The organism is Pseudomonas syringae (assembly GCF_001698815.1).
Classification (GTDB): domain Bacteria; phylum Pseudomonadota; class Gammaproteobacteria; order Pseudomonadales; family Pseudomonadaceae; genus Aquipseudomonas; species Aquipseudomonas syringae_A.
The window spans coordinates 149,469-170,856 of sequence record NZ_LGSI01000040.1; the positions used below are offsets into that span (position 1 = coordinate 149,469).

Below are 21,388 nucleotides of genomic sequence, written 5' to 3' on the forward strand. Positions count from 1 at the left end.
CATGGCCACTGCCGCTAGCGAAAATACATCCGCACCCAAAGACCAGGCTGATAACGCCAAGGCTCAGCAAGGCAAAAAAGACAGCAATCCGGGCAAGCGTAAATTCCTCCTGCTGGGTTTGTTATTGATCGTGATTCTGGGTGGGCTGGGCATTTTGGCCTGGCACGAGCTTTATGGGCGCTGGAGCGAGAGCACCGACGACGCTTATGTGAACGGCAACGTGGTGGAAATCACCCCGCTGATCAACGGCACCGTGATCAGCATTGGTGCTGACGATGGCGATCTGGTCCGCGAAGGTCAGGTGTTGCTGCGCTTCGACCCGAGTGACGCGGAAGTCGGCCTGCAAAGCGCCGAGGCCAATCTGGCCAAGACCGTGCGTCAGGTGCGCGGCTTGTACAGCAATGTCGACGGCATGAAAGCTCAGTTGGCGGCGCAGCGCGCGGAAGTGAAGAGGGCGCAGGATAATTACAGCCGCCGGAAGAATCTCGCCGCTGGCGGGGCGATTTCCCAGGAAGAGCTTTCTCACGCGCAGGACGATCTGACCAGCGCGCAAAGTGCCTTGAACAATCTGCAACAACAACTGGCCAGCAGCGTGGCCTTGGTGGATGACACCGAAGTCTCGTCGCATCCCGACGTCAAAGCCGCCGCCGCGCAATTGCGTCAGGCTTATCTGGCTGATGCCCGCAGCACCCTGATCGCTCCGGTGACTGGTTATGTGGCGAAACGCACCGTGCAGTTGGGGCAGCGCGTGCAGCCGGGCACGGCCATGATGGCGGTGATCCCGCTGGATCAGTTGTGGATCGACGCCAACTTCAAGGAAACCCAACTGGGCAAGATGCGCATCGGCCAGCCGGTGGAAATCGAGTCTGATCTGTATGGCAGCGACGTGAAGTACAGCGGCACCATCGACAGCCTGGGCGCCGGCACCGGTAGCGCATTCGCGTTGTTGCCTGCGCAGAACGCCACCGGTAACTGGATCAAGATCGTCCAGCGCGTGCCTGTGCGGATTCACATCAATGCCGACGAACTGGCCGAGCATCCGTTGCGCATCGGCCTGTCCACGGTTGTCGATGTCAATCTGCACGACCAAAGCGGCCCGGTGCTGGCCCAGCAACCGCCGAAAAAAGCCTCGTTCACCACCAAGGTGTATGAACAGCAATTGGCTGAGGCCGATGCCTTGATCGCGCGCCTGGTTCACGAAAACAGCGCCGCGACCGGCAAGACTGCCCAGCGCTGAACCGCCAATCCGTAGCCCCGGCCTGCGAGGTCGGGGTGCCGCCAGAGTTTTCAGGGATTCGCGATGAGCGCCAACGCCCCCGCTTCATTTACGCCGCCCAGCCTCCTGTTATGCACCATCGGCCTGTCTCTGGCGACGTTCATGCAGGTGCTGGACACCACCATCGCCAACGTCGCCTTGCCGACCATCTCGGGTAACCTCGGGGTCAGTTCGGAGCAGGGCACCTGGGTCATCACCTCGTTCGCCGTCAGCAACGCCATTGCCTTGCCGCTGACCGGCTGGCTGAGCCGCCGGTTTGGCGAAGTGAAACTGTTTTTGTGGGCGACGATTCTGTTCGTGGTTGCCTCGTTCCTGTGCGGGATTTCCCAGTCGATGCCCGAGCTGGTGGGCTTTCGCGTGTTGCAAGGCGTGGTCGCCGGGCCGTTGTACCCGATGACGCAGACCTTGCTGATTGCAGTCTATCCTCCGGCCAAGCGGGGGATGGCCCTGGCATTGCTGGCGATGGTCACGGTGGTCGCGCCCATTGCCGGGCCGATACTCGGCGGCTGGATCACCGACAGTTACAGCTGGCCGTGGATTTTCTTCATTAATATCCCGATTGGTCTGTTCGCGGTGCTGGTGGTGCGCATGCAGATGGCCAAGCGTCCGGTGGTGACCAGTTATCAGCCTATGGATTACGTGGGCCTGCTGACCTTGATCATTGGCGTGGGGGCGTTGCAGATCGTGCTCGACAAGGGCAACGACCTGGACTGGTTCGAATCGAATTTCATTGTGATCGGCACCGTGATTTCGGCGATTGCCTTGTCGGTGTTCATCATTTGGGAAATGACCGACAAGCATCCTATCGTCAATCTGCGTCTGTTCGCGTTCCGCAACTTCCGCATCGGCACCATGGTGCTGGTCGGCGGTTACGCGGGGTTCTTCGGCATCAATCTGCTGTTGCCTCAATGGTTGCAGACCCAGATGGGCTATACCGCGACCTACGCGGGGCTGGCGGTGGCCCCCATCGGTATCCTGCCGGTGCTGATGTCGCCGTTTGTCGGCAAGTACGCGCACAAGTTCGACCTGCGCTTGCTGGCTGGCCTGGCTTTCCTGGCAATCGGCACCAGCTGCTTCATGCGCGCCGGGTTTACCAATCAGGTGGATTTCGAGCACATCGCCCTGGTGCAGCTGTTCATGGGCGCAGGTGTAGCGCTGTTCTTCATGCCAACCTTGAGTATTTTGTTGTCCGACCTGCCGCCCAGTCAGATCGCCGACGGTTCCGGGCTGGCGACGTTCCTGCGCACGCTGGGCGGCAGCTTTGCCGCGTCATTGACCACCTGGATCTGGATTCGTCGGGCGGATCAGCATCATGCGTATCTGAGCGAGAACCTCAGCACTTATGATCCCGCGACGCGTGACGCACTGAACAGCCTGGGCGGCGCCAGTCCACAGGCTTACGCGCAGCTGGAGCAGACGCTCAACAGTCAGGCGTACATGATGTCCACGGTGGATTATTTCTACTTGCTGGGTTGGGTGTTCATGGGGCTGATCTTGCTGGTGTGGCTGGCCAAGCCGCCGTTTGCCGCCAAGGCCGGACCTGCGGCGGGGGGCGGGCATTGATAATGCTTGTTGGCGCGAGGCTTGCCCGCGAATCAGCGAAGGCGTCAACTGCTCTCCCGGCTAAAGCCGGTCCTACAGCAAGCCTCGCTCCAACGGATCATCAAACCGGTGGGCGGGCCAGCACTGGCTGCGCCACAAAATCAAACGCACTCAAGGCAAAACCCTGTTCGTCGACCTGCAAGGCCCAGCCTTGTTTGTCCCAGTCGCCGAGCACGATGCGGCGGGCGGCGTCAGCGCCGATTTGCAGCTTGTGGATCGCAGGCCGATGGGTGTGGCCGTGGATCAGGGTTCGGACACCGTATTGGGCCATCACCTTTGGGACTTCCTCGGGCGTGACGTCAACGATGTCGTTGGTTTTCATGCGGGTCTGCGCCCGGCTTTCGCTGCGCAGCTTGCGCGCCAGCTTGTAGCGCGTACTTTTGGGCAGATTGCGCAACACCCATAAGGTCAGCGGGTTGCGCAGGATACGACGCATGCGGATGTAGGCTTCATCCCGGGTACACAGGCTGTCGCCGTGCATCAACAGCACCGGCTCACCATTCATCTGGACGACGCTGGGGTCGCGCAGCAGTGTGCAGCCTGCCGCCCTGCAAAATGCGCGGCCAATCATGAAGTCACGATTGCCGTGCATCAGAAAAATGTGCGTGCCGCTGTCGCTCAATTGGCGCAGGGCTTCGCAGATCGAGCGCTGGAACGGCGACATGGCGTCATCACCGATCCAGGCTTCGAAAAAATCCCCGAGGATATACAGCGACTCGGCAGCGCGGGCGCGGCCGGCGAGCAGATCCAGAAACGCCCGGGTAATGTCCGGGCGCTCCTCCTCAAGATGCAGATCGGAGATCAGCAATATCACTCAATGATCTCGGCTTTCTCGATGATCACGTCTTCAGCCGGTACATCTTGGTGGCCGGATTTGCTGGTGGTGGAAACACCTTTGATCTTGTCGACTACTTCGGTGCCTTTAACGACTTTGGCGAATACTGCGTAGCCCCAGCCCTGAGTGGTCTTGGCGCTGTGGTTCAGGAACGCGTTGTCGCCGACGTTGATGAAGAACTGCGCGGAAGCCGAATGCGGCTCCATGGTGCGAGCCATGGCCACGGTGTACTTCTCGTTTGGCAAACCGTTGTCAGCTTCGTTCTGGATACTTGGGCGCTTGTCTTTCTTTTCTTTCATGCCTGGCTCAAAACCGCCGCCCTGGATCATGAAGTTGCCGATGACACGGTGGAAAACGGTGTTTTCGTAGTGGCCGGCGTTGACATATTCGATGAAGTTGGCAACGGTCAGTGGCGCTTTTTCAGCGTTGAGTTCCAATACGATGTCGCCGTGATTGGTGGTCAATTTTACTTTGGACATGGAAAAGTCGCTCTTTTTGATTCATGGATGGGGCGCGATATAACCCTGACGCGCAGTTTACAGAGGTGGTTACATAATTCGGTCGAGTTTTTAACTCGCGTGTTTTCGCAGAGTGTGCTGTCAGCCTCTTGACGGCATCGGCTATGATAGGCGCTTTGATTTAGTCGGCCTACCCTGGCCGCGCACTTGTATTGTCCAAGGATCCTATGAGCAAGCCCACTCAAGACCCCGTTGCGAATTCCAAGGCAGGCCCTGCCGTCCCGACCAATTTCCTGCGCCCGATCGTCCAGGCTGACCTGGATGCCGGCAAGCACACGAAGATCGTCACGCGCTTCCCGCCTGAGCCCAACGGCTATCTGCACATCGGTCATGCCAAGTCGATTTGCGTGAACTTCGGGCTCGCCAAGGAATTTGGCGGCGAAACGCATCTGCGCTTCGATGACACAAACCCGGCCAAGGAAGACCAGGAATACATCGACGCCATCGAAAATGACATCAAGTGGCTGGGCTTCGAATGGTCCGGCGAAGTGCGCTATGCCTCGCAGTATTTCGACCAATTGCACGACTGGGCAGTCGAGCTGATCAAGTCGGGCAAGGCCTATGTCGACGATCTTACCCCCGAGCAGGCCCGCGAATATCGCGGCAGCCTGACCGAGCCGGGCAAGAACAGCCCGTTCCGTGAGCGCAGCGTCGAGGAAAGCCTGGACCTGTTCGCCCGCATGAAGGCCGGTGAGTTCCCGGACGGCGCACGCGTGCTGCGCGCCAAGATCGACATGGCCTCGCCGAACATGAACCTGCGCGACCCGATCCTGTATCGCATCCGTCACGCACATCATCACCAGACCGGCGACAAATGGTGCATCTACCCGAACTATGACTTCACCCACGGTCAGTCCGATGCCATCGAAGGCATCACGCACTCGATCTGCACCCTGGAGTTTGAAGGCCATCGTCCGCTGTATGACTGGTTCCTGGAGAATCTGCCAGTACCTTGCCATCCGCGTCAGTACGAATTCTCGCGTCTGAACCTGAGCTACACCGTCACCAGCAAGCGCAAACTCAAGCAACTGGTCGACGAGCAGCACGTGTCCGGCTGGGATGATCCGCGTATGTCGACCATTTCGGGTTTCCGTCGTCGTGGCTACACGCCAGCGTCGATCCGCAACTTCTGCGAGATGATCGGCACCAATCGCTCTGATGGCGTAGTGGATTTCGCCATGCTCGAATTCAGCATCCGTGACGATCTGGACCACAGCGCGCCGCGTGCCATGTGCGTGCTGCGTCCGCTGAAAGTCGTGATCACCAACTATCCGGAAGGCCAGGTCGAGAAGCTGGAACTGCCGCGTCACCCGAAAGAAGACCTCGGCGTGCGCGAGTTGCCGTTCGCCCGCGAGATCTACATTGACCGCGACGATTACATGGAAGAGCCGCCAAAGGGTTACAAGCGCCTGGAACCCAACGGCGAAGTGCGTCTGCGCGGCAGCTACGTGATCCGTGCCGACGAAGCGATCAAGGATGCCGACGGCAACATCGTCGAGCTGCGTTGCTCGTATGACCCGCAAACCCTGGGCAAGAATCCTGAAGGCCGCAAGGTCAAAGGCGTGGTGCACTGGGTGCCGGCCGCGGCCAGCGTTGAATGCGAAGTGCGTCTGTATGATCGTCTGTTCCGCTCGCCGAACCCGGAAAAGGCCGAAGACGGTGCCAGCTTCCTGGACAACATCAATCCTGATTCGCTGCAGGTCCTCACCGGTTGTCGTGCCGAACCTTCTTTGGCCAATGCGCAACCGGAAGACCGTTTCCAGTTCGAACGCGAAGGTTATTTCTGCGCGGACATCAAGGACTCGAAACCAGGTCAACCAGTATTCAACCGCACGGTAACGCTGCGGGACTCCTGGACTTAAGGGACACCACGTGCTTTCCATCTACAACACGCTCACCAAGAGCAAAGAAGTCTTCAAGCCGCTGGATGGCAACAAGGTGCGCATGTACGTCTGCGGGATGACCGTTTACGACTACTGCCACCTTGGCCACGGCCGCAGCATGGTGGCGTTCGACCTCGTCACGCGCTGGCTGCGTTTCAGCGGCTATGACCTGACGTACGTGCGCAACATCACCGATATTGACGACAAGATCATCAACCGTGCCCGTGACAATGGCGAAACGTTCGATGCCCTGACCGCGCGCATGATTGATGCGATGCATGAGGACGAGGCGCGGCTGAACATTCTGCCGCCGGACATGGAACCGCGTGCCACCGATCATATCGCCGGCATGCACGCCATGATCCAGACCTTGATCGACAAGGGTTACGCTTACGCGCCGGGTAATGGCGACGTGTATTACCGCGTCGGCAAGTTCCTCGGTTACGGCAAGCTGTCGCGCAAGAAGATCGAAGACCTGCGCATCGGCGCGCGTATCGAAGTGGATGAGTCCAAGGACGATCCGCTGGATTTCGTGCTCTGGAAAGGCGTCAAGCCGGGCGAGCCGAGCTGGGAATCACCATGGGGCGCCGGGCGTCCGGGCTGGCACATCGAATGCTCGGTGATGTCCACCTGCTGCCTGGGCGAGACCTTCGATATTCATGGCGGCGGCAGCGATCTTGAGTTTCCGCACCATGAAAACGAAATCGCCCAGAGCGAAGCCGCGACCGGCAAGACCTACGCCAATGCCTGGATGCACTGCGGCATGATTCGCATCAATGGCGAGAAGATGTCCAAGTCCTTGAACAACTTCTTCACCATTCGCGACGTGCTGGAGAAATATCATCCGGAAGTGGTGCGTTACCTGCTGGTTTCGAGCCATTACCGCAGCGCCATCAACTACTCCGAAGACAGCCTGAAAGAGTCCAAGAGCGCGCTGGAACGTTTCTATCACGCGCTGCGCGGCTTGCCGGTTGCCGAACCTTCGGGTGGCGAGGTGTTTATCGAGCGTTTCTCGGCTGCCATGAACGAGGACTTCGGTACGCCGGAAGCGTGCGCCGTGCTGTTCGAAATGGTGCGCGAGATCAACCGCCTGCGTGATACCGATCTGCCCGCTGCGGCTGGGCTGGCGGCACGCTTGAAGGAATTGGCCAGCGTGCTGGGCGTCCTGCAACTGGAGTCCGATGACTTTTTGCGTGCTGGCGCTGAAGGTCGGGTTGATGCCGCTGAAGTCGAAGCCTTGATCGAAGCGCGTCTGGCAGCCCGTGCCGCCAAGAACTGGGGCGAATCCGACCGCATCCGCGACCAGCTCACCGCCATGGGCGTAGTGCTGGAAGACGGCAAAGGCGCAACGACCTGGCGATTGGCGGATTGATAACCTGCGGCTGAGTTTTTGTGGGAGGGAATTCATTCCCGGACAGGCCAGTACATTCGATGCTTATCTATCGTCTGTACTGGCGTCTTCCCGGATAAATCCGGTCCTACTGGACACCACCGTTCTGTAGGAGCGGATTATCCGCGAAGTGCCTCCCGGCTTAAGCCGGTCCTACGGGCCATTGGCCTCTTCAAATCCCCCGTTCCCGCAACCGCTTGTACAGCGTATTGCGGCTCACTCCGAGCCGTTTTGCCAGTTGGGAAATGTTGCCGCCCGTGGCTTGCAACAAGTCATTCAAATCTGTTGGAGCGAGGCTTTCTGTAGGACCGGCTTTAGCCGGGAGAGCAATTGACGCCTTCGCGACTAAAGTCGCTCCAACGGGGTTTGCCCGTTCCAGGTCGGCAAAAAAATCATCCGGCAGGTGCTCAAGGCCGATGGGCTGGTCGTCGGCAAGGGCCAGCGCGACCTGAATCACGTTGCTGAGCTGGCGCAGGTTGCCGGGCCATGGATGCTCCTCGAACAGCGCCAGGACTTTCGGTTCGAACCCCACATGTTGCTGAGCTTCGCGATGCTGTTCCCAGAGGCGCTGGATCAGTGCGGCCTTGTCCGTGCGCTGCCGTAACGGCGGCAGCTCCAGATTCAGTCCGCTGATCCGGTAATACAAATCCTGGCGGAAATGCCCGGTTTGCACCTGCTCGCGCAAATTCCGATTGGTCGCGGACACCAGCCGAATGTCAACCGGATACTGCTCGCTGCTGCCCAGTGGCTGCACGCAGCGCTCCTGCAAAACCCGCAACAGACGGGCCTGAACGGCCAAGGGCATGTCGCCGATTTCATCGAGAAACAGCGTGCCTTTGTCCGCCTTGCGGATCAGGCCGATGCTGCCTTTGTTATGCGCACCGGTGAACGCGCCTTTCTCATAGCCAAACAGCTCGGACTCCACCAGCTCAGCGGGTATTGCCGCGCAATTCACCGCGATCAGCGGCCGGGCGGCGCGGGAGCTGGCCTGGTGCAGGGCTTTGACAAATACCTCTTTGCCAACCCCGGTTTCGCCATGGATCAGCAGCGGAATGTCCTTTTCCAGAAGCCGTTCGGCCTGGCGCACGGCTTTCTCGACCTTTGCATCGCCCAAGCCCACGGCTGCCAACGGCAATACATCGCTCGGGAGTATTTTGGCTGGCGGCGGCACGGCATGAAGATGCATCGGTTTGCGTTTCGGGCGTCTGAGCAAACCATGGAAGCGGTTATGTCCTGACGCCTGCAGCGCAAAAGGTTGCCCCTCGGGCTCATCCAGCAAGCGCGCGACCGGGCTTTTGAACAGATTTTCGATATTGGCCCGCAGCAAGCTGACGCCCAGCAGATTATCGGCGCGGCGGTTGGCGCTGACGATGTTCCCGGCTTCATCGAAGATCAACAGCCCGGCCCATTGGCTGTCCAGGTTATTCAGCCCGGTATTGAAGGTCAGCTGGAAATACGTGTCCTGAAACTGGTCAAGGATCAGCCGGTTCTCCACCGACTGGCTCATCATTTTCACCATGCCCAGCGTGTGGGAGGGTGGCAGGAAGCTGTCGCTGGACACATCGAGCACGCCAATGATGCGCCGGCCGGCATCGAAGATAGGCGCGGCCGAACCGGTCATGAAGCGGTTGGCCTTGAGGAAATGCTCGTCGTGTTCGATGTGCACGGCCTGTTCACAGGCCAGCGCGGTGCCAATGGCATTGGTCCCGGTGCCGCGCTCAACCCAACTGGCACCGGCCTTGAAGCCTTGCGTGCGCGAGGGTTCGATAAAGCGCTGGGCACCCCAGGACTTGAGCAGTTGGCCCTGATTATCGGCCAGCAGAATCAGGCAATTGGAGTTGGCGAGGATGTTCTCGTAGAACGGCAGCACTTCCTGATGGGTGGTCTGCACCAGCGAGTCATGCCGTTCCAGCAGCTCAATCACTTGCGCACCTGGCAACTGACCGAATGAGGGGTTGGACTGATGGCTCAGGCCGAACTCCCGACAACGGGCCCATGAATCCTGAACGATGATGTCGTGAGCGAGGGATGCACTGGGTGTGGACATGAGAGGGAATCCTGCGAGTACTTTTATTGTTTTTGTTGTGCGACCTGCACGAGCCTTGGCTCGAAACGTTTATCCAGTGTTGTTCAATATTGTTCAAAGTCAACCTTCGGATTGTTCAAGTGTTCAGCGTTTGCTGTTCATTTTTGTTCAGCACTGAAACCTCTTTGCGCAGCTGATTCCAGGCGAAGGCTCTAATCCGCAGCTTTGCTTCTGTCGACTTCGGCAGCGCTCACTTGGCACGCTTGTCGCAATGCTCTTGGAAATAGCCACAAACATTCGAAAAAGATTTCGATGCAGATTTCGACTGCATGCAACACCCCTGATAAGAACCAACAATAAAGGGCACGCCATGTCACTCACGCTCGAGCACGTCAGCCGCGCTGTCGACGGCCAAACCTGGATCGACGATGCATCCTTGAGCTTCGAACCCGGCTCTTTCAACGTTCTGCTGGGCCGCACCCTGTCAGGCAAAACCAGCCTGATGCGCCTGATGGCGGGACTGGACAAACCCGACAGCGGACGAATCCTGATGAACGGCAAGGACGTCACGCAGACTGCGGTTCGGCATCGCAACGTGTCGATGGTCTATCAGCAGTTCATCAACTACCCGAGCATGACGGTGTTTGAAAACATCGCTTCGCCATTGCGTCAGGCCGGTGAATCCAAGGAAGTTATCCACAGCAAAGTCCACGAAACCGCAAAGATGCTGCGCATCGAGCGTTTTTTGCAGCGCTATCCGCTGGAACTGTCCGGCGGGCAACAGCAGCGCACGGCCATGGCCCGGGCGCTGGTCAAGGATGCCGAGCTGATTCTGTTTGACGAGCCGTTGGTCAACCTCGACTACAAACTCCGGGAAGAGCTGCGCCAGGAAATGCGTGAGCTGTTCGAAGCGCGCCATACCATCGCCATCTACGCCACCACCGAACCCAATGAAGCCCTGGCGCTGGGCGGCACGACGACGGTTTTGCACGAAGGGCGGATTGTGCAGAGTGGCAAGACGCCTGAGGTGTATCACCAGCCCAAGACCGTGCTGGCCGCGGAATTGTTTTCCGAACCGCCGATCAACCTGATGCCAGGGCGCATTGATGGCAACGAAGTCAGCTTCGCCAATTTCGTACATTTCCCGCTGAATGTGGACCTGCGCAAAGTCGGTGATGGCCAGTATCGTTTTGGCGTGCGGCCCAGCCATTTGAGTCTGGTGCCGTCCAATGATGACGATCTTGAGCTGGCAGTCACCGTGGAGCTGGCGGAAATCAGCGGCTCTGAGACTTTTCTGCACGTGCGCAACGAACACTTCTCGCTGGTCCTGCATTTGCCCGGCGTGCACGCCTACGACGTCGATGCCTCGATTCGGGTGTATATCCCGACCCACAAATTATTTGTTTTCGATGAGCAGGGCCGCCTGATCCAGGCGCCTGGCTTGCGAATGGCGAGGGTTGCCTGATGGCCGAAATTCGTTTGCAGAACCTCGCCCACAGTTACAGCAGCGCGCCGTCTGGCCCTGATGACTATGCGATTCGCGAGATGAGTCATATCTGGGAGCAGGGCGGTGCCTACGCCCTGTTGGGGCCTTCGGGCTGTGGCAAATCGACCTTGCTCAATATTATTTCCGGCCTGCTCAGCCCTTCGGAAGGCCAGGTGATGTTTGACTCGAAAGTGGTCAACGACCTGACCCCCGAGAAGCGCAACATCGCTCAGGTTTTTCAGTTTCCGGTGGTCTACGACACCATGACGGTGTACGACAACCTGGCGTTCCCGCTGCGGAATCAAGGCATGGACGAAAAGCGCATTCAGGCCAAGGTCCAGGAAATCGCCGACGTGCTGGACCTCCAGCCATTGCTGAAAAACAAGGCCAAGAACCTCACTGCCGACGAAAAACAGAAAGTCTCCATGGGGCGCGGCCTGGTGCGTGATGACGTGTCGGCGATCCTCTTCGATGAGCCGCTGACGGTCATCGACCCACACTTGAAGTGGAAGCTGCGGCGCAAGCTCAAGCAGATTCACGAGCAATTCAACATCACCATGGTCTACGTCACTCACGATCAGCTGGAGGCTTCGACCTTCGCCGACAAGATCGCGGTGATGTATGGCGGGCAGATCGTGCAGTTCGGTACGCCGCGCGAGCTGTTCGAGAAACCTTCCCACACCTTTGTCGGCTATTTCATCGGCAGCCCTGGGATGAACCTGATTGACGTCACCCCGCAAGCCGGCGGCGTCGGCTTCGGTGACATTCATCTGCCGCTGTCCGAAGGGCTGCAACAAAAGCTCGCCAATACGCAGTGGAGCAGTTTGAAAATCGGCATCCGCCCGGAATTCGTGCATGTGTGGGAAGGGCCGTATGACGACGCGATGTGCGCCGATGTGACCTACGTCGAAGATCTCGGCACCTACAAGATCCTGACCCTGAATCTGGCTGGCCAGTCGCTGAAAGTGCGCTTGCAGGAAGACAAACCCGTGCCGCAAGGCCAGGCGTGGATCAGCTTTCCGGGGCAATGGCTGATGCTGTACGCCGACGAGTATCTGCTTCAGGCCGATTCCGAAAGCGAGGTGCCCCATGCGTAAGGTGCAGAACAACAAGGCCTGGTGGCTGGTGCTGCCGGTGTTCCTGCTGGTGGCGTTCAGCGCCATCATCCCGATGATGACCGTGGTCAATTACTCGGTGCAGGACATCTTCGACCAGTCCAGTCGCTATTTTGTCGGTACCGACTGGTTCAAGCAGGTGCTGCAGGACCCGCGTCTGCATGACTCGCTGCTGCGCCAGTTCATCTATTCGGGCTGCGTGCTGCTGATCGAAATTCCGCTGGGTATCGCCATCGCGCTGACCATGCCGACCAAAGGCCGCTGGTCTTCGTTGTGCCTGATCGTCATGACCATTCCGCTGCTGATCCCCTTTAACGTGGTGGGCACCATCTGGCAGATCTTCGGCCGCGCCGACATCGGGCTGATGGGCTATGCACTGAACAAGATCGGCATCAGCTACAACTATGCGGCCAACGCCTCGGATGCCTGGGTGACGGTGCTGGTCATCGATGTCTGGCACTGGACGTCGCTGGTGGCGCTGCTGTGCTATTCCGGCCTGCGTGCCATTCCGGATGTTTACTACCAGGCGGCGCGGATTGATCGTGCATCCGGCTGGGCGGTTTTCCGACATATCCAGCTGCCGAAAATGAAGAGCGTGCTGCTGATCGCGGTGATGTTGCGCTTCATGGACAGCTTCATGATCTATACCGAACCTTTCGTGCTGACCGGCGGCGGACCGGGCAATTCGACCACGTTCCTCAGCCAGACACTGACCACCATGGCCTTGGGCCAATTCGACCTCGGGCCGGCGGCCGCATTCTCGCTGGTGTACTTCCTGATCATTCTGTTGGTGTCGTGGGTGTTCTACACCGCCATGACCCACGGCGAAAAGAACTGAGGAGTGGCCATGAACCTGCGCAAACTAGTGCCGTTGTGGATCTACCTGCTGTTTCTGCTGGTGCCGATCTACTGGCTGATCAATATGTCGTTCAAGACCAACACGGAAATCCTCGGCGGTCTGACGCTGTTCCCACAGGATTTCACCTTCGCCAATTACAAGGTGATTTTCACCGACGAGAGCTGGTACAGCGGCTATATCAATTCGCTGTACTACGTTTGTCTGAATACCGTGATATCGCTGAGTGTCGCGTTGCCAGCAGCCTACGCTTTTTCACGCTATCGTTTTCTCGGCGACAAGCACCTGTTCTTCTGGCTGCTGACCAACCGCATGGCGCCACCGGCCGTTTTTCTGCTGCCGTTTTTCCAGCTGTACTCGTCCATCGGGTTGTTCGACACGCACATCGCCGTAGCGCTGGCGCATTGCCTGTTCAACGTTCCGCTGGCGGTGTGGATTCTCGAAGGCTTCATGTCGGGCGTTCCCAAGGAAATCGATGAAACGGCCTACATCGACGGTTACAGCTTTCCGAAGTTTTTTGTGAAAATATTCGTCCCGCTGATTGGTTCGGGGATTGGCGTGACGGCGTTCTTCTGCTTCATGTTCTCGTGGGTCGAGCTGTTGCTGGCGCGCACGTTGACGTCGGTCAACGCCAAGCCGATTGCGGCGGTCATGACCCGCACCGTCTCGGCGTCGGGGATTGACTGGGGCGTCCTGGCGGCGGCGGGAGTACTGACTATCCTGCCGGGCATGCTGGTGATCTGGTTTGTTCGTAATCACGTGGTCAAGGGCTTTGCCCTCGGCCGGGTCTGAGGAGTCGAAAAATGGAGTGGATGTCCTGGACTTTACCGACTGCCGCATTTTTCGCTGGCATCGCCCTGATCCTGGCGGGGATGACGGTATGGGAGTTGCGCTCGGCGAGCATCGAACGCAGGGGGTTCTTACCGATTGCCACCACCCGTGGTGATCGGTTGTTCATCGGGCTTCTCGGCAGCGCCTACCTTCACCTTTTGGTCATTGGTGCGACTGACTGGAGTATCTGGGTTGCTTCGGGGATTTCCCTGGTTTGGCTGTTGGTAGTAATGCGTTGGGGTTAGGCGGTGGCTGGATCGCGTTTGCCCAAGCGATCCGCTGCGGGTTTTTGAGTGGACCAAATAAGAATCAACACTGGAGGTGTCTATGTTCAATAACAAAAACAAGCTGCGACATAGCGTGACAATCGCCACGATGCTGACCATCAGCGGCTTGAGCATGGCGGCGTGGGCGGATCAGTACGAAGACGCGGCAAAGAAATGGGCCGGCAGTGAATTCAGGCCGTCGACCCTCAGCCCCGAGCAGCAACTGGAGGAACTGAAGTGGTTCATCAAGGCTGCCGAGCCGTTCCGTGGCATGGATATCAAGGTGGTTTCGGAAACCTTGACCACCCATGAGTACGAGTCGAAAACCCTGGCCAAGGCGTTTACCGAAATCACCGGCATCAAGGTCACCCATGACTTGCTGCAGGAAGGCGACGTGATCGAGAAGCTGCAAACCGCCATGCAGTCCGACAAAAGCATTTATGACGGCTGGGTAAACGATTCCGACTTGATTGGCACTCACTTCCGCTATGGCAAGGCGCTGTCGATTACAGAAATGATGGCCAGTCCGGAAGGGATGAAGGCCACATCGCCTACCCTGGATATCAAAGACTTCATTGGCACGTCGTTTACGACCGCGCCTGACGGCAAGCTGTATCAGCTGCCTGACCAGCAGTTCGCCAACCTTTATTGGTTCCGCGCCGACTGGTTCGAACGTGCCGACCTGAAAAAGAAATTCAAGGACAAGTACGGTTACGAGCTGGGTGTGCCGGTCAACTGGTCGGCCTATGAAGACATCGCCAAATTCTTCAGCGAAGACGTCAAGGAAATCGACGGCAAGCGAGTTTATGGCCACATGGATTACGGCAAGAAAGACCCGTCGCTGGGTTGGCGTTTCACCGATGCCTGGTTCTCCATGGCCGGCAGTGGCGACAAGGGCTTGCCCAACGGTTTGCCGGTGGATGAGTGGGGTATTCGCGTGGAAGACTGCCATCCGGTCGGTTCGAGCATCACTCGCGGCGGCGATACCAACGGGCCTGCTGCGGTTTTCGCAACGCAGAAATACATCGACTGGCTCAAGGCTTATGCGCCGCCTGAAGCGGCAGGCATGACCTTCTCCGAATCCGGGCCAGTGCCAGCGCAAGGTAACGTCGCGCAACAGATTTTCTGGTACACCGCCTTTACTGCGGACATGACCAAGCCAGGCCTGCCGGTGATGAACGCCGATGGCACGCCGAAATGGCGGATGGCGCCGTCGCCTAAAGGTCCGTACTGGAAAGAAGGCATGAAACTGGGTTACCAGGACGTGGGTTCCTGGACCTTCCTGAAAGCCTCCGACGAGAAACGCCGTCTGGCGGCGTGGCTCTATGCCCAGTTCGTGACCTCGAAAAGCGTTTCCCTGAAGAAAACCATTGTTGGCCTGACGCCGATTCGCGAATCGGACATCAACTCCAAGGAAATGACCGCGCTGGCGCCGAAACTCGGTGGCCTGGTGGAGTTCTACCGCAGCCCGGCGCGCGTGCAATGGTCGCCGACCGGCACCAACGTACCGGATTACCCGAAACTGGCACAGCTGTGGTGGAGTCATGTGGCTGAAGCGGTAACCGGCGAGAAGACTGCGCAAGTGGCGCTGGACGGTCTGGCCAAGGATCAGGATGCGATCATGACCCGCATCGAGCGCTCCAAGGTCCAGGAAGCCAGCGGCTGTGCACCGAAGATGAACCCGGAAACCACGGCCGAAGCCTGGTACAAGAAAGGCGAAGCATCGCCGGACGGCTGGGCTGCTCCTCAGCGCAAACTGGCCAACGAGAAGCCTAAAGGCGAAACCATCGCTTATTCGGAACTGCTCAAAAGCTGGGAAAGCGCCAAGAAGTAAGCTACAACAGGTGTGAATAAAAAAAGCACCCGTCTGGGTGCTTTTTTTTGTGCTGCGAATTGCCGTCTTGATCAGCCGTGCAAGGTTTCTGCCGCATACAAGGTGTTTTCCAGCAGGCAGGCACGGGTCATCGGGCCAACGCCGCCCGGAACCGGTGTGATCCAGCCCGCGCGGGGCAGGGCGGTTTCGTAAACGACGTCGCCAACCAGCTTGCCGTCTTCCTGGCGATTGATGCCGACGTCGATGACGATCGCGCCCGGCTTGATCCATTCGCCCTTGACCAGCCCCGGCTTGCCCGCCGCGACCACCACCAGATCAGCGCGGCCCACGTGGCCGGCCAGATCCTGAGTGAAGCGGTGCGTGACGGTCACGGTGCAGCCAGCCAGCAGCAGTTCCATTGCCATTGGGCGACCAACGATGTTCGAGGCCCCGACAACCACAGCGTCCATCCCGTAGAGATCAACGCCAGTGCTTTCCAGCAGGGTCATGATGCCTTTCGGGGTGCAGGGACGCAGCAACGGAATCCGCTGGGCCAGACGACCGACGTTGTAAGGATGGAAGCCATCCACGTCCTTGTCCGGGCGAATACGCTCCAGCAGCAACGATGAATCCAGATGCGCGGGCAGCGGCAATTGCAGCAGCACGCCGTCGATAGTCGGGTCGTCGTTCAGGCGATCGATCAAGTCGGTCAGCGCAGTCTGGGTGGTTTCGGCAGGAAGATCATAAGCTTGCGAAATGAAGCCGACTTCCTCGCAGTCTTTACGCTTGTGCGAGACATAAACCTGAGAGGCGGGGTCGCTGCCCACCAGAATCACCGCGAGGCCGGGTGTGCGCAGGCCTTGATCGCGACGTTCGGCGACACGTTTGGCGATCTGCTGGCGCAGGCTGGCTGCGATCGCTTTGCCGTCGATAAGTTTTGCAGTCATTACGCGTGATTAACCATCGAGAGGGATTGGAAAAGAGCGCGCATTCTCGCATGTCATGACGCATGGGCAAAGGCGCTTGGTCCGCGAATTCAGCTAACTCCTTTATCTAACTGAATTTTTTCGAAAAAAGAGTTGACGACCCTGGGGACCGTCTATAAGATTCGTCGCACTTGTCGGGCACAGCCCAGCACTGGTTAAGCTAGCACTGGTTGATTTGGTCAGGCAGAGTTGCAAATTGGCTCGGTGTGATTGAAAGCCTTTTAATTTGTGATCGTCAAAGAATACAGATTATATAAGTGCCCGTAGCTCAGCTGGATAGAGCATCCGCCTTCTAAGCGGATGGTCGCAGGTTCGAGTCCTGCCGGGTGCGCCATTAAAGGCAGCTTTGGCACAAGTAAGATGTCACGGTTACAACGCAATATGGTGGGCGTAGCTCAGTTGGTAGAGCACGGGATTGTGACTCCCGTTGTCGAGGGTTCGATCCCCTTCGTCCACCCCATATTCAGAGAGGCGCCAGACTCATAATCTGGCGCCTTTGCTTTAAAGATTGAATGCGGATGTGGTGGAATTGGTAGACACACTGGATTTAGGTTCCAGCGCCGCAAGGTGTGAGAGTTCGAGTCTCTCCGTCCGCACCAGGATACAAACGTTGTTGCTGGTTCAGCACTAACGACTAAAGAAAGCCGCCTAGTGCGGCTTTTTTTGTTTCAGGATTATGGTTTTGTCGTTTTGCTCGATCGCTCAGCCCGGCTGCCGTCGGTCGCGTAAAGCGTGCTTTGGGGATGGAATCGGCGACGAGCAGGTGCACGCAATGCCTTCTATAAGGCCGTGCCAGACGCGTTTTGGTCGGTGGCGACCCATCATGGTTGTCACCTGCGGGCTCGCTGAATCCGTCCTCTTCATTTGCCCTTTTTCCGTAGGGTGACTTCTTGAGTTTGACCCACTAGAATGCATGCCCTTGATTCTGGGGTCGGAAACGGCCGGCTAACGTCTGTGCAACGAGGAATATCCATGCAAGTTTCTGTTGAAAATACTTCCGCTCTTGAGCGCCGCATGACCATTGGCGTGCCTGCCGAACGCATCGAGACTGAAGTCAACAAGCGTCTGCAGCAGACCGCACGTAAAGCCAAGATCCCGGGCTTCCGCCCAGGCAAAGTGCCTATGAGCGTGATCCGCCAGCGTTATGAAGATGGCGCGCGTCAGGAAGCTCTGGGCGACCTGATCCAGGCGACCTTTTACGAAGCAGTGGTTGAGCAGAAGCTGAACCCGGCTGGCGCTCCTTCTGTAGAGCCTAAGTCCTTCGAAAAGGGCAAGGATCTGGAATACGTCGCTACCTTCGAAGTGTTCCCCGAGTTCACGGTTGCAGGTTTCGAATCCATCGCTGTTGAGCGTCTGGCTGCCGACGTAGCTGATGCCGATCTCGACAACATGCTGGAAATCCTGCGCAAGCAGAACGTTCGTTTCGAAGTGGCCGATCGTGCTGCCCAGAACGAAGACCAGCTGAATATCGATTTCGTTGGCAAGGTTGACGGCGAAGCGTTCGCTGGCGGTTCGGCCACTGGCACCCAGTTGGTATTGGGTTCCGGTCGCATGATCCCTGGCTTCGAAGACGGTCTGGTTGGCGCTAAAGCCGGCGAAGAGCGTGTTCTGAATCTGACCTTCCCGGAAGACTATCAGAACCTGGAACTGGCTGGTAAAGCCGCCGAGTTCACCGTGACGGTCAACACTGTTTCCGAGCCTAAACTGCCTGAGCTGAACGAAGAGTTCTTCAAGCAGTTCGGCATCAAGGAAACCGGCATCGACGGCTTCCGCACCGAAGTTCGCAAGAACATGGAGCGCGAGCTGCGTCAGGCGATCAAGTCCAAGGTCAAGAATCAGGTAATGGACGGCTTGCTGGCCGCCAACCCGATCGAAGTGCCTAAATCGTTGCTGGAAAACGAAGTAAACCGTCTGCGCGTGCAGGCTGTTCAGCAGTTCGGCGGCAACATCAAGCCTGATCAACTGCCGGCAGAGCTGTTCGAAGAGCAAGCCAAGCGCCGTGTGGAGCTGGGCCTGATCGTTGCTGAAGTCGTCAAGCAGTTCGACCTCAAGCCTGACGACACTCGTGTTCGCGAGCTGATCCAGGAAATGGCATCCGCTTACCAGGAGCCAGAGCAGGTTGTGGCCTGGTACTACAAGAACGAGCAGCAAATGAACGAAGTGCGTTCTGTTGTGCTTGAAGAGCAAGTTGTGGATACTGTTTTGCAGAAAGCTAGCGTGACCGACAAGTCGGTCTCCTACGAAGAAGCAGTCAAGCCGGTAGAAGCTCCACAAGCCGACTGATTTTTTCTCTCGTTCGAAAACACCTACAAGCCAGCCTTCGCGCTGGCTTGTGCGTATTCAAGAAATGACTATTTGGGAGTGAATGCAGGACATGTCCCGCAATTCTTATATTCAGCAGAACTCTGACATCCAAGCCGCTGGCGGCCTGGTCCCGATGGTTATCGAGCAGTCCGCCCGTGGCGAACGCGCCTATGACATCTATTCGCGTTTGCTCAAGGAGCGCGTGATCTTTCTGGTCGGCCCGGTAGAAGACTACATGGCCAACCTGATCGCGGCGCAGCTGTTGTTCCTTGAAGCCGAGAACCCGGACAAGGACATCCATCTTTACATCAACTCACCAGGCGGTTCGGTGACTGCAGGCATGTCGATCTACGACACCATGCAATTCATCAAGCCAGACGTTTCGACTATCTGCATCGGCCAGGCCTGCAGCATGGGTGCCTTGCTGCTGGCTGGCGGCGCCGCGAAGAAGCGTTACTGCCTGCCTAACTCGCGCATGATGATTCACCAGCCACTGGGCGGTTTCCAGGGGCAGGCGTCGGACATTGATATCCATGCAAAGGAAATCCTGTCCATTCGTGCCCGCCTTAATGAAATTCTGGCGCACCACACCGGGCAAACGCTTGAGACCATTGAGCAAGACACCAATCGGGACAATTTCATGAGCGCCGAGCGCGCTGCTGAATATGGTCTGATCGATCAGGTTCTGACTCAGCGTCAAATGACTGCTTAAGCAGCTCAATCGTGGGTGGTTGCTCATACCGGCCACCTGCGGACTTGAAAAAGCCCGCAATTGCCTTCATCTTGTGTTGCAAGCCTACCGGATTGGATCGATCGAATGACTGACACCCGCAACGGCGAGGACAACGGCAAATTGCTCTATTGCTCCTTCTGTGGCAAAAGCCAGCATGAAGTGCGCAAATTGATTGCCGGCCCCTCGGTCTTTATATGCGACGAGTGCGTCGACCTGTGCAATGACATCATCCGAGAGGAGGTGCAGGAAGCCCAGGCTGAAAGCAGCGCGCATAAATTGCCATCGCCAAAAGAAATCAGCGGCATCCTTGACCAATACGTTATCGGTCAGGAACGTGCCAAGAAGGTTCTCGCAGTAGCGGTGTATAACCACTACAAGCGTCTGAACCAGCGTGACAAGAAAAACGATGATGTTGAACTCGGCAAAAGTAACATCCTGCTGATCGGCCCTACGGGCTCCGGCAAGACATTGCTCGCTGAAACATTGGCGCGTCTGCTCAATGTTCCGTTCACCATCGCCGATGCTACTACCCTGACCGAAGCGGGTTACGTCGGTGAGGATGTGGAAAACATTATTCAGAAGCTGTTGCAGAAATGCGATTACGACGTAGAAAAAGCCCAGATGGGTATTGTCTACATCGATGAAATCGACAAGATTTCCCGCAAATCCGACAACCCTTCCATTACTCGTGACGTTTCCGGTGAAGGCGTGCAACAAGCCCTGCTGAAACTGATCGAAGGCACCGTGGCTTCCGTTCCTCCGCAAGGTGGTCGCAAGCATCCGCAGCAGGAATTCCTGCAAGTGGACACACGCAACATCCTGTTTATCTGTGGTGGTGCGTTCTCGGGGCTGGAAAAGGTCATTCAAAGCCGTTCGACTCGCGGTGGCATCGGTTTCAACGCCGAAGTCCGCAGCAAGGAAGAAGGCAAGAAAGTCGGTGAGTCCCTGCGTGAAGTCGAGCCTGACGATCTGGTCAAGTTCGGTCTGATTCCAGAGTTCGTGGGTCGCCTGCCGGTTCTGGCAACGTTGGATGAGCTGGATGAGGCTGCGTTGATGCAGATTCTCACCGAGCCGAAAAACGCCCTGACCAAGCAGTATGCCAAGTTGTTCGAAATGGAAGGTGTGGACCTCGAGTTCCGTGCCGACGCGTTGAAATCGGTTGCCCGTCGCGCGCTTGAGCGCAAAACCGGTGCCCGTGGTCTGCGCTCCATTCTCGAAGGCGTTCTGCTCGACACCATGTACGAGATCCCCTCACAATCCGAGGTGAGCAAGGTGGTGATCGACGAGAGCGTCATCGATGGCACGTCCAAGCCGCTGTTGATATATGAAAACAGCGAGCCGCCTGCCAAGGTTGCTCCGGACGCGTGAGTGACACTGCTGCATGAATAAAGAAGGGGCCTTCGGGCCCCTTTTGCATTTCCTGCTTCAGAGCTTGTTTTTTTCAGGATCTACCCCCATCTTGAATTCA

At 57.7% G+C, this 21,388-nt stretch carries 16 protein-coding genes, 3 tRNA genes and 2 pseudogenes; 16 read left to right on the forward strand and 5 right to left on the reverse strand.

The window, feature by feature from the left end:
- The first annotated feature begins 1 nt into the window (after position 1).
- Positions 2 to 1,237 carry an efflux RND transporter periplasmic adaptor subunit gene (locus tag AFK24_RS12055; RefSeq protein WP_065833448.1) on the forward strand — a complete coding sequence of 412 codons (1,236 nt, stop codon included), beginning with the start codon at positions 2 to 4 and terminating at the stop codon, positions 1,235 to 1,237.
- Between the two features lie 63 nt (positions 1,238 to 1,300).
- Positions 1,301 to 2,839 (forward strand): DHA2 family efflux MFS transporter permease subunit, encoded by a 1,539-nt coding sequence (locus tag AFK24_RS12060; protein ID WP_065833449.1) that lies wholly within the window; start codon positions 1,301 to 1,303, stop codon positions 2,837 to 2,839.
- Between the two features lie 100 nt (positions 2,840 to 2,939).
- Here the strand turns inward: AFK24_RS12060 and lpxH are convergent, their stop codons facing one another.
- Positions 2,940 to 3,692 carry a UDP-2,3-diacylglucosamine diphosphatase gene (gene lpxH, locus AFK24_RS12065; RefSeq protein WP_065833450.1) on the reverse strand — a complete coding sequence of 251 codons (753 nt, stop codon included), beginning with the start codon at positions 3,690 to 3,692 and terminating at the stop codon, positions 2,940 to 2,942.
- Positions 3,689 to 4,192 carry a peptidylprolyl isomerase gene (locus AFK24_RS12070; RefSeq protein ID WP_065833451.1) on the reverse strand — a complete coding sequence of 168 codons (504 nt, stop codon included), beginning with the start codon at positions 4,190 to 4,192 and terminating at the stop codon, positions 3,689 to 3,691. The genes lpxH and AFK24_RS12070 overlap by 4 nt, the downstream gene beginning before the upstream one ends.
- A gap of 206 nt (positions 4,193 to 4,398) precedes the next feature.
- On the opposite strand from AFK24_RS12070, the gene AFK24_RS12075 reads away from it, so the two are divergent.
- Complete coding sequence (locus tag AFK24_RS12075) at positions 4,399 to 6,093, forward strand: glutamine--tRNA ligase/YqeY domain fusion protein (RefSeq protein ID WP_065833452.1); 1,695 nt, start codon at positions 4,399 to 4,401, stop codon at positions 6,091 to 6,093.
- Between the two features lie 10 nt (positions 6,094 to 6,103).
- Positions 6,104 to 7,486 (forward strand): cysteine--tRNA ligase, encoded by a 1,383-nt coding sequence (gene cysS, locus AFK24_RS12080; RefSeq protein WP_065833453.1) that lies wholly within the window; start codon positions 6,104 to 6,106, stop codon positions 7,484 to 7,486.
- Positions 7,487 to 7,676: 190 nt separating this feature from the next.
- Here the strand turns inward: cysS and AFK24_RS32045 are convergent.
- Both AFK24_RS32045 and AFK24_RS32050 read right to left on the reverse strand, forming a co-directional pair.
- Positions 7,677 to 8,615 (reverse strand): annotated as a pseudogene (locus AFK24_RS32045) (sigma-54-dependent Fis family transcriptional regulator); the annotation flags it as partial.
- 80 nt (positions 8,616 to 8,695) lie between these two features.
- Positions 8,696 to 9,551, reverse strand: a pseudogene (locus tag AFK24_RS32050) (sigma-54-dependent Fis family transcriptional regulator); the annotation flags it as partial.
- A gap of 349 nt (positions 9,552 to 9,900) precedes the next feature.
- Between AFK24_RS32050 and AFK24_RS12090 the strand changes: the two are divergent.
- The 6 genes from AFK24_RS12090 to AFK24_RS12115 all read left to right on the forward strand — a co-directional run bounded on the left by AFK24_RS12090 (position 9,901) and on the right by AFK24_RS12115 (position 15,918).
- On the forward strand, positions 9,901 to 10,995 hold the full coding sequence (locus AFK24_RS12090; protein ID WP_065833455.1) for an ABC transporter ATP-binding protein: 1,095 nt from the start codon (positions 9,901 to 9,903) through the stop codon (positions 10,993 to 10,995).
- Positions 10,995 to 12,113, forward strand: a complete 1,119-nt coding sequence (locus AFK24_RS12095) for an ABC transporter ATP-binding protein (RefSeq protein WP_065833456.1) — start codon at positions 10,995 to 10,997, stop codon at positions 12,111 to 12,113. Before AFK24_RS12090 ends, AFK24_RS12095 begins: the two co-directional genes overlap by 1 nt.
- The gene (locus AFK24_RS12100) at positions 12,106 to 12,969 is read left to right on the forward strand and encodes a carbohydrate ABC transporter permease (protein WP_065833457.1); all 864 of its coding nucleotides are present in this window, start codon (positions 12,106 to 12,108) and stop codon (positions 12,967 to 12,969) included. Before AFK24_RS12095 ends, AFK24_RS12100 begins: the two co-directional genes overlap by 8 nt.
- A 9-nt stretch (positions 12,970 to 12,978) precedes the next feature.
- A complete protein-coding gene (locus AFK24_RS12105) occupies positions 12,979 to 13,779 on the forward strand; it encodes a carbohydrate ABC transporter permease (RefSeq protein WP_065833458.1) in 801 nt (266 codons plus the stop codon).
- An 11-nt stretch (positions 13,780 to 13,790) separates the two neighbouring features.
- Complete coding sequence (locus AFK24_RS12110; RefSeq protein ID WP_065833459.1) at positions 13,791 to 14,063, forward strand: DUF2160 domain-containing protein; 273 nt, start codon at positions 13,791 to 13,793, stop codon at positions 14,061 to 14,063.
- A gap of 82 nt (positions 14,064 to 14,145) precedes the next feature.
- Complete coding sequence (locus AFK24_RS12115; RefSeq protein ID WP_065833460.1) at positions 14,146 to 15,918, forward strand: ABC transporter substrate-binding protein; 1,773 nt, start codon at positions 14,146 to 14,148, stop codon at positions 15,916 to 15,918.
- 71 nt (positions 15,919 to 15,989) lie between these two features.
- Here the strand turns inward: AFK24_RS12115 and folD are convergent, their stop codons facing one another.
- Positions 15,990 to 16,844: a bifunctional methylenetetrahydrofolate dehydrogenase/methenyltetrahydrofolate cyclohydrolase FolD gene (gene folD / locus AFK24_RS12120; protein WP_065833461.1), complete on the reverse strand. Its 855-nt coding sequence runs from the start codon at positions 16,842 to 16,844 to the stop codon at positions 15,990 to 15,992.
- 296 nt (positions 16,845 to 17,140) lie between these two features.
- Between folD and AFK24_RS12125 the strand changes: the two genes are divergently transcribed.
- The 6 genes from AFK24_RS12125 to clpX all read left to right on the forward strand — a co-directional run bounded on the left by AFK24_RS12125 (position 17,141) and on the right by clpX (position 21,288).
- A tRNA-Arg gene (locus AFK24_RS12125) sits at positions 17,141 to 17,217 on the forward strand.
- A 50-nt stretch (positions 17,218 to 17,267) separates the two neighbouring features.
- Positions 17,268 to 17,343: transfer RNA gene (locus AFK24_RS12130), tRNA-His, on the forward strand.
- A 54-nt stretch (positions 17,344 to 17,397) separates the two neighbouring features.
- Positions 17,398 to 17,482: transfer RNA gene (locus AFK24_RS12135), tRNA-Leu, on the forward strand.
- A gap of 373 nt (positions 17,483 to 17,855) precedes the next feature.
- Entirely contained in the window at positions 17,856 to 19,166 is a 1,311-nt protein-coding gene (gene tig / locus AFK24_RS12140) for a trigger factor (protein ID WP_065833462.1), read from the forward strand.
- Between the two features lie 91 nt (positions 19,167 to 19,257).
- Positions 19,258 to 19,899 (forward strand): ATP-dependent Clp endopeptidase proteolytic subunit ClpP, encoded by a 642-nt coding sequence (clpP, locus tag AFK24_RS12145; protein WP_065833463.1) that lies wholly within the window; start codon positions 19,258 to 19,260, stop codon positions 19,897 to 19,899.
- A gap of 105 nt (positions 19,900 to 20,004) precedes the next feature.
- Positions 20,005 to 21,288 carry an ATP-dependent Clp protease ATP-binding subunit ClpX gene (gene clpX, locus AFK24_RS12150; protein ID WP_065833464.1) on the forward strand — a complete coding sequence of 428 codons (1,284 nt, stop codon included), beginning with the start codon at positions 20,005 to 20,007 and terminating at the stop codon, positions 21,286 to 21,288.
- Positions 21,289 to 21,388 lie beyond the last annotated feature (100 nt).